This is a genomic window from Mycolicibacter sinensis (genome assembly GCF_001673565.1).
Classification (GTDB): Bacteria; Actinomycetota; Actinomycetes; order Mycobacteriales; family Mycobacteriaceae; genus Mycobacterium; species Mycobacterium sinense_C.
Map to the genome: position 1 here is coordinate 112,062 of NZ_LZMF01000070.1, position 13,840 is coordinate 125,901.

Consider the following 13,840-nt stretch of genomic DNA (forward strand, 5'->3'; position numbering starts at 1 on the left):
GGTATCCCACATCGGCCGGCGCGCCACGCCGTGCAAACTTGGAAAATGTTTGGCCAACCATACCTAAGAGGATACATGTATACGATGATTAATGTGCAGGTAAACACGCTGATTGACCAATAGAACGTGTTAAACCTCTGATAATCGGTCCAAGTGCTGTTGCACGTCGGGCGCGACCGCAGCGGCCGCCGGCAGCTCACCGACATCTCGTTGCTGCGCCGCACCGCTTCCGGCATGGTGGTCGCCGCACCGGTATGGCAGGTCGAGCGGGGACTGGGCGAGAACGTCCCCGAATTCCGTGCCCTGCTGCGTGACCGGATGCCGGCATGATCGTCGCGGCGCTCGCCCTGGCCGCGGCGGCGCTGCTCGGCGCCTCCCCGCGCCGACGGCTGCAACCGATCGGCCGCGCCGGTCGCCGGGTCAGCCGATTGAGAGTGCTCGGACCGCTGGGCGGCGCCGCGGCCGTGCTGGCCGCGATCATGCTGCCGGCGAGCACCTGCTTGGCCGGAGCGGTGTTGGCCGCCACGGTGGCGCTGCGTCAGCGCCGCCGTCGCCGCAGCCGGCGTGCCGTCGCGGAGGCCCGCGCCCTGGAGAGCGCGCTGGATGTTCTGGCCGGTGAGTTGCGCATCGGCGCACATCCGGTGCGGGCGTTCGATGTTGCGGCCGCCGAAACCGGCCACGGCCCGGTGGCCGCTGCCCTGCGCGGCGTGGTTGCCCGGGCCCGGCTGGGTGCCGACGTCGCGACCGGCCTGCGGGAGGCGGCGCGGGCCTCGGCGCTGCCCTTCTACTGGGAACGGCTTGCGGTCTACTGGGAACTAGGCGGCGAGCACGGACTGGCGGTAGCCACCTTGATGCAGGCCGCGCAGAGCGATATCACTGCTCGGCAACGATTTTCGGCACGGGCCGATGCCGGGATGGCCGGCGCGCGAGCCTCGGCGACCATCCTGGGCTGCCTGCCCATGCTCGGGGTGCTGCTGGGGCAACTGATCGGCGCCCGCCCGATCGGCTTCCTGCTCGGCCGCCCTGGCGGGGTGCTGTCGGTGGTCGGGGTGAGCCTGGTCTGCACCGGGCTGTTGTGGTCGGACCGGATCACTGTGGGTGCCGCCCCGTGACTACCGCCGCGGTGTTGCTCGCGGTGGCCCTGCTGGCCGCCCCGTCGACGGTGCGCGCCCGGGCCGGGATGTCCCGGCCGGAACGTCGGGTGCGCCACCGGGCGGTGCCGGGCACCGACGCGCTGGCGTTGGCCGCCGGCCTGGAAGTGTTCGCGCTCTGCCTGAGCGCCGGGATGCCGGTTTCGGGCGCGGCGGCCGCCACCGCCCGCTCGGCGCCGTCGCCGCTGGCCGAGGCGTTGCGCCGCGGTGCGGATCTGTTGGCGCTGGGCGCCGATCCGGCGATCGCGTGGTCGCCGCCGCCGGGCGATGCGCTCGACCCGTCGACGATCGCGGTGCTCCGATTGGCTCGGCGGTCGGGCTCCTCCGGCGCGGCCTTGGCGACCGGGCTGGGCGAACTCGCCGCGCACTGCCGCGTCGAGGCGGCGCACGCTGCGACAGCCGCCGCGGAGCGGGCCGGGGTGCTGATCGCCGGGCCGCTCGGGATCTGCTTCCTGCCGGCTTTCGTCTGCCTGGGCATCGTGCCGGTGGTGGCCGGGCTAGCCGGCGACGTGCTGCGGTCGGGCCTGTTGTGAGCAGGAGATGCTTCGCGGAAGAGCCGCGACAACCCAGACCGGGTGAGGGATGAAGGAGGTGCCGTGGACACACGGGTATCGCAGGTGCGCAACATGTTTCGAATCGTCCAGCTCAGAATGCTGTTGCTGGCGACGGAGGAGTCCGGGATGTCGACGGTCGAATACGCGATCGGCACCATTGCCGCCGCCGCCTTCGGCGCGATCCTCTATACCGTCGTCACCGGCGATTCGATCGTCTCAGCGCTGACCCGGGTGATCGGGCGCGCGCTGAACACCAAGGTCTGACGGGCGGTGGCCGGTCGTGGTCGATGTGCCGACGATGCCGGCGCCAGCACGGTGGAGGCGGCGTTCGCGCTGGCGGCCCTGGTCTCGGTGCTGGTGTTGTGCCTGGCCGGGATCAGCGCGGTGTCCGCCCAGGTCCGCTGCCTCGACGCCGCCCGGGAGGCCGCCCGGCTGGCGGCGCGCGGTGACACCCCGGCGGCAACGGCGGTGGTCCGGCGGATCGCACCCGCCGGCGCGGCGATCCAGCTGCGCTCCGACGGCGAGTTCGTGGTCGCGAAGGTCACCGTTCGGCCGGCGCTGCTGCCCGGGCTTGCCGTTAGCGCAGAGGCGGTGTCGGCCGCCGAGCCGTCCCGGTGAGGCCGGCGCGGCCACCGTGGCCGCCGCGGCGATGGTTGCGGTGGTGCTGAGCCTCACCGGCGGCGGCGTCCTGCTCGGCGCGGTGGTCATCGCCCGGCACCGGGCACAGGCGGCCGCCGACCTGGCCGCCGTCGCCGGTGCGGCCGTCATGCCCGCCGGGCCGGCGACGGCCTGCACGCAAGCCCAGCGACTGGCCGCGCGCATGGGCGCCGTTGAAAGCTCCTGTGCGGTAGAGGGACTCGACCTGGTGGTCACCGTCGCCGTGGCCCTACCCGGCTGGCGGATCGGTCCGGCCCGCGCCACCGCCCGAGCCGGGCCGGTCGACTCGAGCTAATGCGGCGACCCGCCGCGCCCGGCTCCGCGGTGCTTGCGGCCGCCTGGGACGCGTTGATTTAGGACGCGCCGGCGGCCGGATCCAGGCCGGCGTCGGCCAGCTCCCGCTCGGTAGGCAGCCGCAGCGCGATCAGCCCGGCGTAGGTGCCCTCTTCGAGTTCCACCCGGTTCACGGTCACATGCACCGGCGCCCAGCCCCCGCCGGCCTGGCGCAGCCGCAGCACTCCGGTGGTCGGCCCCTGGGTGAAATCGCTTGTCATGCGGGCGATCAGGGCTTCGTCGTCGGGGTGAGCCCGGGGAGAGTCCACGGTGCCGCGCCAGTCGTAGAACGGACACGGGTCGTCCAGCCACTTCAGCAGCCGCCAGTCGGTCAGGTCCACCATGGCCCGGTGTACGCCGGGCTGGGCCAGTCCGTGCAGGATCTGCTGCGCCAAAAAATCGGGCCGCTGTACGGTGCCGTCGAGCTGCCCACGCCAGTTCATGCCCCGCGACACCAAATGCTCGCGCCCGCTTGCCGGATCGGATTCCCACGCGGTGCGCGCCACGAAGCTCACCCGGATGGTGTCGCCACGGAAATCGGCGATATCCCAACTGCTGCAGACGGTCTGTCCGGGCTCGGCTCGAATCGCCAGCGCCAGCACCTTGTTCTCGTTCGGGCTGAAGTCCCGGGTGGGCAGTTCCTCGGCGAAGGCGCGACCGTGGGTGGCCTCCACCTCGGGATCCTTGCCGCTGTTGGCCAGCGATTGCTTGGTGTCGGTGGCGACCCCCAGGGTCAGGTCCCACTTCAGCGGGCCCGGGGTGGGGCGCTCGGGTGGTTCGAGGTCGGCCGGCCCGCTCCAGACGTGCACGCCGTGCACTCGCCCATCGGACATCACCACCGGCTCGGTGCGGATCACCCGGTCGCGCCGGGGGGTGATGCTGGCCAGGCTCTGCCCGGTTCGCACCGATTCGGCGATCGCGGTCTGGATCGCCGCCAGATGCGGGCTACGACGCAGGAATTGGGCGATCGGCACCAGATTCTTGACCTGGCGCCCCTGCGCGACGACTGCCGGTTCCTCGCCGAGCGTCTCCACCAGCAACCAGTCGTGGGCCATAACCTACGGATTTTACGGCCGGCGGTGCGCTACCAGCACCTACAGCGGCCGTTTTCCCTGTTTCGCCGACGGGCTACGGGTAGCCTATTCGGTTTTCGAGTTGCGCTGGTCCGATACAGCCGGTAACTTACGGCCGCGTCCGGCTCTGTACCGGGTTTGAGGAATGGTCCGCTTTTTTCGACCGTTCGTCTTGCTGCTTCGTCGGCTGGTGTGTGGCGCGCTGTGCCACAGCGAGCCCGCGGAGTACCGGCTCGGGGGAGTCGGCCGTTCGGGGGGTCGGCCGACTCCCGCAGTCGGTGCGGTACGAATGCGGCGACCCGCCGCGCCCGGCTCCGCCGCGCTCGCGATCGCCTAGCAGCCGCGGCTCAGCTCGCCGAGCACCAATCGCAGCACCCGCACCGCGCCGTCCTTGTCCAAGGGTTCGTTGCCATTTCCGCACTTGGGTGATTGCACGCACGACGGGCAGCCGTGCGGGCATTCGCAGGACTCGATCGTGGCCGCCGTGGCCGCCAACCAGCTCGCCGCCGCGCGGAATCCACGCTCGGCGAAGCCGGCGCCGCCGGGGTGCCCGTCGTAGACGAACACGCTGGGCAGCCCGCCGAGCGCGCCCGGCCCCAACGCGGTGGACAGCCCGCCGATGTCGCCGCGATCGCAGCTGGCCACCAGCGGCAGCAGCCCGATCGCCGCGTGCTCGGCGGCGTGCAGCGCCCCGGGGATCCGTGGTTCGGCGATTCCGCACTCGGCCAACGCTTCGGGCGTCACGGTGTAGACCACCGCGGTGGTCGGCAGCGTCGCCGGGGGCAGGTCCAGCTCGATGAAGTCCAGCACCTCGCCGGTCGGCAGGCGACGCAGGTAGCCGATGATCTGGCGGGTCACCGTGACCGGCAGCAGGCCCAGGCTGACCGCCCCGAACCAGGCCCGCTCGCCCGAACCGGTTACGTCGATGTCGGTGATCTCGCGGGCGAACGTCGCATAGCCGGGATCCTCGGCGTGCACAAACGCGATCTGGCGCTCGGTGTCCAGCGAGTCGACCAGGTAACTCTCGCCCTGGTGCAGATACACCGCCCCGGTGTGCACGGTGGCCGGCGCGCGGCCGGCGTCGACGCTGCCCAACAGCCGGCCGGTGTCGGCTTCCAAGATCACCACCTGCCCGCCGGCCGATCCCCGGATGTCCACCGCCGCGTGCGGGTCGAGCCCGGGCGCCGGGAAGTACTTCTCGGCCCGGCGGCGCAGCAGCCCGTCGTCGACCAAGTCCTCGGCGACCTGCTCGGCGCCCAGCTGCGCCACCTCGGCGGCCGTCACCGGCAGCTCTACCGCCGCGCACAACAGCTGCGGCCCCAGCACGTAGGGGTTGGCCGGGTCGATCACCACCTGCTCGATCGGTTTGTCCAGCAGCGCTGCCGGATGGTGCACCAGGTAGCTGTCCAGCGGGTCGTCGCGTGCGATCAGCACGATCAGCGCCGTCTGACCGCGCCGGCCGGAGCGCCCGGCCTGCTGCCAGAACGACGTCACGGTGCCGGGAAAGCCGGCGATGACCACCGCGTCCAGCCCGGCGATGTCCACCCCGAGCTCCAGGGCGTTTGTAGTGGCCAAGCCGTACAGCTCGCCGTCGGCCAGCGCGCGTTCCAGGGCGCGGCGATCCTCGGACAGATAACCCGCCCGGTAGGAGGCGACCTTGTCGACCAGCGCCGGGGCGACCGATTCCAGGCGGGTGCGGGCCGCCAGCGCGGTGAGCTCGGCGCCGCGGCGGGACCGCACGAAGGTCAGGGTGCGCGCCCCCTCGGCGATCAGATCGGCCATCACCCGGGCCGCCTCGGTCCCGGCGGCGCGGCGCACCGGTGCGCCGTTCTCTCCGGTGACGTCGGTGCGTAGGGCGGGCTCCCACAGCGCCACCGTCCGCGCGCCGCGTGGAGAGCCGTCGACAGTGACCTCGGTGACCGGCTGCCCGATCAGCGCCGACGCACTGGCCCCCGGTTCCGCGGTGGTGGCGCTGGCGAAGATCACCGTAGGGCCCTGGAGCGCAGGCGCCCCAGATCCCGAGTAGCGCGCGCACAACCGCAGCAGCCGCCGCAGCACCATCGCCACGTGTGATCCGAAGATGCCCCGGTAGTAGTGGCATTCGTCGACGATCACGAAGCGCAACCCGCGCAGAAACACCGCCCAGCGGGCATGGTTGCGCAGCATCGACAGGTGGATCATGTCCGGGTTGGAGAACACCCAGCGCGACCGTTCCCGGGCGAAGCGGCGCAGCTCGGCGGGGCTGTCGCCGTCATAGGCGGTCGGCGCGACCGCGGTCGCCGCGGTGGCCAGCCGCGGCACCGCTGCGGTCAGCGTGTGCGCCGCGCGCAGCTGGTCATGGCCCAACGCCTTGGTCGGCGACAGATACAGCGCCCGGGCGCGTGGATCGCTCGCCAGCGCGTCCAGTACCGGAAGTTGATAGGCCAGCGACTTTCCCGACGCCGTGCCGGTGCTGATCACCACGTGGCGCCGGGCGTGGGCGAGCTCGGCGGCGGCCAGCTGATGTGACCACGGCGCGTCGATCCCACGGGCGGTGAACGCGCCGATGACCTCGGGTTGGGCCCACTGTGGCCAGGCGCCCACCTGACCCGCCGATGACGGCAGGTCGGCGACGTGGCGCAGCGGATTTTCGCCCGGTTCATTGCCGGCGAGGGCAGCGGCCAGCAATTCACCGCCGAAATTCACCGTCATTGGCTCTGTCCTTAATCGCCTGCATAGAAGTCCGCTGCCGTATTGCGCCCGCTGCCTCAAACGTTCGACCGGCGATTTCGGCACCGCAGTCTGTCCCTGAGGCGATGAACATGGTTGACTGATGGGCGGTCGTAGCTTCTGTGTTCGTGTCAAGCCTTCGCAGGATCTGTGGTTGCGGCCGCAGTACCCGCAGGGTAGTGGTCGGTGGCAGCACTGATCGACCGCCAGGGTACGGCGGCCGGAACAGGCCCGGGGCAGCGAAGGGCGGTGCCCCGAACAACGGTGCAATGCACCGGGCAAGAAGAGTAAGGAAAGATCGACAAATGCCACAGGGAACTGTGAAGTGGTTCAACGCGGAGAAGGGCTTCGGCTTCATCGCGCCTGAAGACGGGTCAGCGGACGTGTTTGTCCACTACACGGAGATCCAAGGGTCCGGCTTTCGCACCCTCGAGGAAAACCAGCGCGTGGAGTTCGAGGTCGGGCAGAGCCCCAAGGGCCCGCAGGCCACGGGCGTCCGCGCCGTCTAAGCAACTGGATTCGGCGACACCCCCCGGGCAGCTCCTCCCAACGGAGCAGAACCGGGGGGTTTCGTTTCGGGCGGGTCGGACCGGTTCGGCCGACCCGGACGCCGCCGGATGGTGGACCGGCTTACGGTTCTTGACGTGAGCCAGCTTTCCTTCTTCTCGGCAGAGTCGGTGCCGCCCAGCGTCACCGACCTCACCGGGTTGCTGGCTGGCCCGGGGCAGATCGTCGTGACGGGCGGCGCCGCGCGGGTTTCGGTCGTGGTCGATGCCCACTGGCGGGCAGTGGCGTTGGCCGAGCTGATCAGTGAGGCCGGTCTGCTGCCCGAGATCACCCGCACCGAGGAGGACACCCCGCTGGTGCGGACCGCGGTGGATCCGCGGCTGCGCGTACTGGCCGATGCCTGGACCCGCGGAGCGGTGAAGAACGTGCCGCCGCAGTGGCTGCCGGGCCCGCGCGAACTGCGGGCCTGGACGCTGGCGGCGGGCGCCGCAGAAGCCGACCGCTACCTGCTCGGCCTGGATCCGCACGCACCGGACACCTTCGCGCCGCTGGCCTCGGCCATGATGCGCGTCGGGATCGCCCCCACCTTGATCGGCACCCGCGGCAGCAGGCCCGCGCTGCGGATCACCGGTCGGCGCCGGCTCGCACGGCTGGTGGAAAACGTCGGGGAATCACCGCCTGATCCCCAGGCGTTGGCTCAGTGGCCGCGTGTCGAGGCGCCGATCCCGGGCCATCTCGGCCACCTTTGAGACAATTCAGCGCTGTACGCCGGTTTGCGTCGGCATGGCCGTGAGTGCGAGATTGTCAGTTGTCCACCGGCGGCGCGACGTGGCGGTGCGGACAGAAGTGGAGCGTAAGCGCAGTTGGCTGACTCTAAGACGGTGAATGCCCGCAACGGCGACAAGAACTCACCCGTGCGGCGACTCGTCATAGTCGAGTCGCCCACCAAGGCACGAAAAATTGCCGGTTACCTGGGCAGTAACTACGTAGTCGAGTCGTCTCGCGGGCACATCCGCGACCTGCCGCGCAACGCCGCGGACGTGCCGGCGAAGTACAAGACCGAGTCGTGGGCGCGCCTGGGCGTCAATGTCGACGCCGACTTCGAACCGCTCTACATCGTCAGTCCGGACAAGAAGAGCACCGTCACCGAACTCAAGGGCCTGCTCAAGGACGTCGACGAGCTCTACCTGGCCACCGATGGTGACCGGGAGGGCGAGGCGATCGCCTGGCACCTGCTGGAGACCCTCAAACCGCGTATCCCAGTCAAGCGGATGGTGTTCCACGAGATCACCGAGCCGGCGATCCGCAACGCCGCCGAGAACCCGCGTGACCTGGACATCGACCTGGTCGACGCCCAGGAAACCCGGCGCGTCCTGGACCGGCTCTACGGCTATGAAGTCAGCCCGGTGCTGTGGAAGAAGGTCGCCCCGAAGCTGTCGGCGGGCCGGGTCCAATCGGTTGCCACCCGCATCATCGTGCAGCGCGAACGCGAGCGGATGGCGTTCCGCAGCGCCTCCTACTGGGACGTGGTCGCCCAACTCGATGCCAGCGTCTCCGACCCGACGGCGTCCCCGCCCACCTTCAGCGCCCGGCTGGTCGCCGTCGACGAGCTGCGGGTGGCCAGCGGCCGTGACTTCGACTCACTCGGTGCGCTGAAGAAGCCCGCCGAAGTCACGGTGCTCGACGAGGCCGCGGCCACCGCGCTGGCGGCCGGGTTGCGCGGTGCTTCGCTGTCGGTGACCTCGGTGGAGGACAAGCCCTACACCCGTCGCCCCTACGCGCCGTTCATGACCTCGACGCTGCAGCAGGAAGCCGGCCGCAAGCTGCGGTTCTCCGCCGAACGGACGATGAGCATCGCCCAGCGGCTCTACGAGAACGGCTACATCACCTACATGCGGACCGACTCGACGACGCTGTCGGCCAGCGCGATCGATGCCGCCCGCACCCAGGCCCGCCAGCTCTACGGCGAGGAGTACGTCTCGCCGTCGCCGCGCCAGTACACCCGCAAGGTCAAGAACGCCCAGGAGGCCCACGAGGCGATCCGGCCGGCCGGGGAGACCTTCGCGACCCCCGACGCGGTGCGCAACGAGCTGGGCAGCGACGAGTTCCGGCTCTACGAGCTGATCTGGCAGCGCACGGTCGCCTCCCAGATGGCCGACGCCCGCGGCACCACCTTGAGCCTGCGAATCGGCGGGCAGTCCGGCGCTCAGCAGGTGACGTTCGCCGCCAGCGGGCGCACCATCACCTTCGCCGGGTTCCTCAAGGCCTACGTGGAGACCGTCGACGAGCTGGCCGGGGGTGAGGCCGACGACGCCGAGCGCCGGCTGCCGCAACTGAGCCAGGGCCAGCGGGTGGATGCCACCGAGCTGACCCCCGACGGGCACTCCACCAACCCGCCGGCCCGCTACACCGAGGCCTCGCTGGTCAAGGCGCTCGAGGAGCTGGGCATCGGGCGGCCCTCGACCTACTCGTCGATCATCAAGACCATCCAGGACCGCGGCTACGTCTACAAGAAGGGCAGCGCGCTGGTCCCGTCCTGGGTCGCGTTCGCCGTCATCGGGCTGCTCGAACAGCACTTCCGCCGGCTGGTCGACTACGACTTCACCGCGGCGATGGAAGACGAGCTCGACGCGATCGCCGCCGGCCGGCAGCGCCGCACCGACTGGCTGCACAACTTCTACTTCGGCGGCGACTACGGCGTGGACGACTCGATCGCCCGCGCCGGCGGCCTGAAGAAACTGGTCGGGGTCAACCTGGAGGGCATCGACGCCCGCGAGATCAACTCGATCAAGCTGTTCGACGACGAGCAGGGCCGCCCGGTGTATGTCCGGGTCGGCAAGAACGGCCCGTACCTGGAGCGCATGATCACCGGCGACGACGGCGAGCCGACCCCGCAACGGGCCAACCTGGACGACTCGCTGCCGCCGGACGAACTGACCCTGGCGATGGCCGAGGAACGCTTCGCCACCCCGCAAGAAGGCCGGTCGCTCGGCATCGACCCGGAAACCGGGCATGAGGTCGTCGCCAAAGACGGCCGGTACGGCCCGTACGTCACCGAGGTGTTGCCGCCTCCGCCAGACGACGACTCGGGCGCTACCGCCAAGAAGGGCAAGAAGCCGACCGGGCCCAAGCCGCGCACCGGGTCGCTGTTGCGCAGCATGGACCTGCAGACCGTCACGCTCGAGGACGCGCTGAAACTGTTGTCGCTGCCGCGGGTGGTCGGGCTCGACCCGGGCTCGAATGAGGAGATCACCGCGCAGAACGGCCGCTACGGCCCATACCTCAAGCGCGGCACCGACTCTCGATCGCTGTCCAGCGAGGAACAGATCTTCGAGATCACCCTCGAGGAAGCGCTCAAGATCTACGCTGAGCCGAAACGCCGTGGCCGCCAAGCAGCTTCGGCGCCGCCGCTGCGCGAACTGGGTGCCGACCCGGCGAGCGGCAAGCCGATGGTCATCAAGGACGGCCGGTTCGGTCCGTACGTGACCGACGGGGAGACCAACGCCAGCCTGCGCAAGGGCGACGAGGTGGCCTCGATCACCGACGAGCGCGCCGCCGAGCTGCTCGCCGACCGGCGGGCCAAGGGGCCGGTCAAGAAAGCCGCCAAGAAGACCGCCCGCAAGGCGCCGGCGAAGAAGGCTGCTGCGAAGAAGGCAACCGGGCGCTGAGTCAGTCCGCGGCTGAGGTTTCTGCGGCCTTCTCGTTTGGGGCCGGAATCGCTTCGGCCACCGCAAGGTTCAATGGCCGAGCCAGCTGAGTGGGCACGGCGCGGCCGCGCAGTTCGACGATCTCGCCGACCTCCCAGCACAGGGCCTCGGCGTCGACCGCGCCGCTGACCGCGACCGCCGACGCCAGCACGTGCCCCGCCTCCAGCTTGGCCAGCTCGGTCAGCCGGGCGGCCTCGTTGACCGGGTCGCCGATCACGGTGTACTCGAAGCGGGCCCGGGCGCCGATATGCCCGGCGATGGCCCGGCCGGCCGAGACGCCGATGCCGAACTCCTCCGACCCGAGCACCGGCAGCAGCTCATCGTGCAGGTCGCGGGCCGCCGCCAGCGCGGAGCTACAGGCGTCCGGGTGCTCGATCGGCGCGCCGAAGATCGCCAGCGCGGCGTCACCTTGGAACTTGTTGACGAAACCGCCGTGCCGCCCGACGGCCTCGACCACCACCCGGAAGAACTCGTTGAGCAGGTTGACCACCTCGCTGGGCGGTCGCGTCGAGGCGAGTTGGGTGGAGCCGACCAGATCGATGAAGAGCACCGCGACATCGCGTTCCTGGCCGCCCAGTTCGGTGCCGCGCTCCAGCGCACGCCGGGCCACGTCCTCGCCGACGTAGCGCCCGAACAGGTCGCGCAGCCGCTGCCGCTCGGCCAGATCACGCACCATGTCGTTGAATCCGGCCTGCAGCAGGCCCAGTTCGCTGGCGTCGTAGATCTGCATGTGCGCGTTGTAGTTGCCGCGCTGGACCTCCCCGAGCGCCCAGCGCAGCTGGCGCAGCGGGTCGGCGATCGACATCGACACCAGCGCGGTGCCGGCCAGCCCGATGATCAGCGCGGCCAGCGCCATCAGCAGGATCGGGGTGAACAGCTTGTCCGGTGAGGCGTCGAGCAGTGATGTCTTGCCAGCCAGCACCGACACCACGATTGCCACCAACGGCACCCCGGTCGAGAGCACCCACGTCAGCAGCTGACGCAGTAGCACCCCGGGCGCCCGCAGGTTCTCCGGCGCACCACCGCGCAGCGCCGCGACGGCGACCGGCCGCAGCACCCGCTCGGATTGCAGATAACCGATGATGGCCGTGGCCGCCGCACCGAGCGCGGTCGCGGTGATCACCACCGGCACTACGTCGTTCACTACCGGCCAGCTGATGATGACGAACACCACTCCGCCCACCGTCCAGTAGCCGATGCTGATCAGCGACCGGTAGAACGGCATCCGCAGCGCCCGGGACCGCGCCAGTTCGGTGTCAGCGGAGTCGGCGTCGGGGTCGGGGCCGGTGAGCCGCGCCTCCCGTCGCTGCCAGCGGAACACCGGCATCAGCACCGAGGTGCTGATCGTGAAGCCGACGGCGAACAGGCACAGCAGGGTGACGGCGAAGATCACCAGGTTGGCGCGCGGCAGGTCCTGCAGGTTGATCCGATCCTCGTCCGGCAGTCCGAACCGCAGGAAGCCGAACACGAACAGCGCACCGATGATGTCGGCCTGCAACATGCTCAGGGTGAACACCGGCCACGGCGTACGCACCACCCACCGGACGAATCGGCTGATCCGCCCGCCCAAGGTCGTGGTACTCACCAGCACACCGTATCCGGCGGGACGACAAAGCCGGAGTTCGATTGTCGCGCCCAGCCACTACTGTGACCGATGATGTCCGGGGTTTTCGCACGATTGGTGGGCCAGCAGACGGTGGAGGCCGAGCTGCTGGCCGCCGCACGCTCATCCCGACGTGATTCTGCTCACAGCGCGGTGACCGCCGGTGGCATGTCGCACGCCTGGTTGATCACCGGGCCGCCGGGTTCGGGCCGATCGATTGCGGCGGTGTGCTTTGCGGCAGCGCTGCAGTGCACCGCCGAGGACGTCGAAGGCGGGCCGGGCTGCGGGCGGTGCCGGGCCTGCACCACCACGATGGCCGGGACGCACGCCGACGTGCGGCGGGTGGTGCCCGAGGGGCTGTCCATCGGCGTCGACGAGATGCGGGCCATCGTGCAGGTCGCCTCCCGACGACCCGGGACCGGCCGGTGGCAGATCGTGGTGATCGAGGACGCCGACCGGCTCACCGAGGGTGCGGCCAACGCCTTGCTCAAGGTCGTCGAGGAGCCGCCGCCCTCGACGGTGTTCCTGTTGTGTGCCCCGTCGGTCGATCCGGAGGACATCGCGATCACCCTGCGCTCGCGGTGCCGGCACGTGGCACTGGTCACACCGGCGCCGGCGGCGATCGCGCAGGTGCTGATCGCCACCGACGGCCTGGACGCCGAGACGGCCGAGTGGGCGGCGGCGGTCAGCGGCGGCCACGTGGGCCGGGCCCGGCGGCTGGCCACCGATCCCGAGGCCCGCCAACGCCGTCAGCGGGCCTTGGCGCTGGCCCGCGATGCGGCCACCCCGTCGCGGGCGTTCGCCGCGGTCGACGAGCTGGTGGCCGCCGCGGAGTCCGAGGCGCGTGATCTGACCGCCGAGCGCGCCGAGGCCGAGACCGAGGAGCTGCGCACCGCGCTGGGGGCCGGCGGCACCGGCAAGGGCACCGCCGGAACGCTGCGTGGCACCGCCGGGGTGATCAAGGATCTGGAGCGCCGGCAGAAGTCGCGCCAGACCAGGGCGTCGCGTGACGCGCTGGATCGGGCCCTGATCGATCTGGCCACCTATTTCCGGGACGCCCTGCTGGCCGCGTCCGGCGTTGGCACCGCCCGGCCCAGCCATCCGGACATGGCCGACGCCGTGGCGGCGATGGCCGCGCATGCGCCGGCGGCTGCGCTGTTGCGCTGCATCGAGGCGGTGCTGGAATGCCGCGAGGCGCTGGCGGTCAACGTCAAGCCCCGGTTCGCCGTCGGCGCCATGGTCGCCACCATCGGTCAGGCGCTGCGGGCCGACCTGTAAACTCGGCTGGTCCCGGTCTCGGTCGGGGCGCGCCGCCTTAGCTCAGTCGGTAGAGCGATTCACTCGTAATGAATAGGTCAGGAGTTCGATTCTCCTAGGCGGCTCCACCTACCATGTATTACGTCGGGTGATGCTTGACGTTTCGGCTTCGGGTGATTGCTGACAGTGTTTCGGCTGATGGTTGACAGTTACTTCGGTTGATCCTTGACACTCCCTGGATGAGGGAGTTGAGCGTGGCTGAGCAGCGGTATCAAGCGGTGTTGTCGGT

At 70.4% G+C, this 13,840-nt stretch carries 13 protein-coding genes and 1 tRNA gene; 11 read left to right on the plus strand and 3 right to left on the minus strand.

The window, feature by feature from the left end:
• Positions 1-153: 153 nt before the first annotated feature.
• The 6 genes from A5648_RS23355 (at position 154) to A5648_RS24620 (ending at position 2,657) form a co-directional block, all read left to right on the plus strand.
• Positions 154-330, plus strand: a complete 177-nt coding sequence (locus A5648_RS23355; protein ID WP_207511661.1) for a hypothetical protein — start codon at positions 154-156, stop codon at positions 328-330.
• Positions 327-1,112 carry a type II secretion system F family protein gene (locus A5648_RS11120; RefSeq protein ID WP_065024589.1) on the plus strand — a complete coding sequence of 262 codons (786 nt, stop codon included), beginning with the start codon at positions 327-329 and terminating at the stop codon, positions 1,110-1,112. Before A5648_RS23355 ends, A5648_RS11120 begins: the two co-directional genes overlap by 4 nt.
• On the plus strand, positions 1,109-1,684 hold the full coding sequence (locus A5648_RS11125; protein WP_207511663.1) for a type II secretion system F family protein: 576 nt from the start codon (positions 1,109-1,111) through the stop codon (positions 1,682-1,684). The genes A5648_RS11120 and A5648_RS11125 overlap by 4 nt, the downstream gene beginning before the upstream one ends.
• Positions 1,685-1,777: 93 nt before the next feature.
• Positions 1,778-1,969 carry a DUF4244 domain-containing protein gene (locus A5648_RS11130; RefSeq protein ID WP_109470760.1) on the plus strand — a complete coding sequence of 64 codons (192 nt, stop codon included), beginning with the start codon at positions 1,778-1,780 and terminating at the stop codon, positions 1,967-1,969.
• 51 nt (positions 1,970-2,020) lie between these two features.
• Positions 2,021-2,323, plus strand: a complete 303-nt coding sequence (locus A5648_RS24615; RefSeq protein ID WP_065024603.1) for a TadE family type IV pilus minor pilin — start codon at positions 2,021-2,023, stop codon at positions 2,321-2,323.
• A 16-nt stretch (positions 2,324-2,339) separates the two neighbouring features.
• Entirely contained in the window at positions 2,340-2,657 is a 318-nt protein-coding gene (locus A5648_RS24620) for an Rv3654c family TadE-like protein (RefSeq protein WP_234787394.1), read from the plus strand.
• 58 nt (positions 2,658-2,715) lie between these two features.
• Here A5648_RS24620 and A5648_RS11145 read toward each other — a convergent pair whose 3' ends face one another.
• A complete protein-coding gene (locus tag A5648_RS11145) occupies positions 2,716-3,750 on the minus strand; it encodes a PAS domain-containing protein (protein WP_065024591.1) in 1,035 nt (344 codons plus the stop codon).
• 351 nt (positions 3,751-4,101) lie between these two features.
• Positions 4,102-6,459, minus strand: a complete 2,358-nt coding sequence (locus A5648_RS11150; protein WP_065024592.1) for a DEAD/DEAH box helicase — start codon at positions 6,457-6,459, stop codon at positions 4,102-4,104.
• Between the two features lie 323 nt (positions 6,460-6,782).
• Here A5648_RS11150 and A5648_RS11155 point away from each other — a divergent pair, with 323 nt between their 5' ends.
• The 3 genes from A5648_RS11155 (at position 6,783) to topA (ending at position 10,652) form a co-directional block, all read left to right on the plus strand.
• Entirely contained in the window at positions 6,783-6,986 is a 204-nt protein-coding gene (locus tag A5648_RS11155) for a cold-shock protein (RefSeq protein WP_005138711.1), read from the plus strand.
• 135 nt (positions 6,987-7,121) lie between these two features.
• Positions 7,122-7,733, plus strand: coding sequence for a hypothetical protein (locus A5648_RS11160; RefSeq protein ID WP_065024593.1), 612 nt, complete (start codon positions 7,122-7,124; stop codon positions 7,731-7,733).
• 132 nt (positions 7,734-7,865) lie between these two features.
• Entirely contained in the window at positions 7,866-10,652 is a 2,787-nt protein-coding gene (gene topA, locus A5648_RS11165) for a type I DNA topoisomerase (RefSeq protein WP_109470757.1), read from the plus strand.
• Position 10,653: 1 nt separating this feature from the next.
• Here topA and A5648_RS11170 read toward each other — a convergent pair whose 3' ends face one another.
• Positions 10,654-12,318 (minus strand): adenylate/guanylate cyclase domain-containing protein, encoded by a 1,665-nt coding sequence (locus A5648_RS11170; RefSeq protein ID WP_109470758.1) that lies wholly within the window; start codon positions 12,316-12,318, stop codon positions 10,654-10,656.
• Between the two features lie 30 nt (positions 12,319-12,348).
• Between A5648_RS11170 and A5648_RS11175 the strand changes: the two genes are divergently transcribed.
• A complete protein-coding gene (locus tag A5648_RS11175; RefSeq protein ID WP_109470761.1) occupies positions 12,349-13,572 on the plus strand; it encodes a DNA polymerase III subunit delta' in 1,224 nt (407 codons plus the stop codon).
• 31 nt (positions 13,573-13,603) lie between these two features.
• A tRNA-Thr gene (locus A5648_RS11180) sits at positions 13,604-13,679 on the plus strand.
• Positions 13,680-13,840 lie beyond the last annotated feature (161 nt).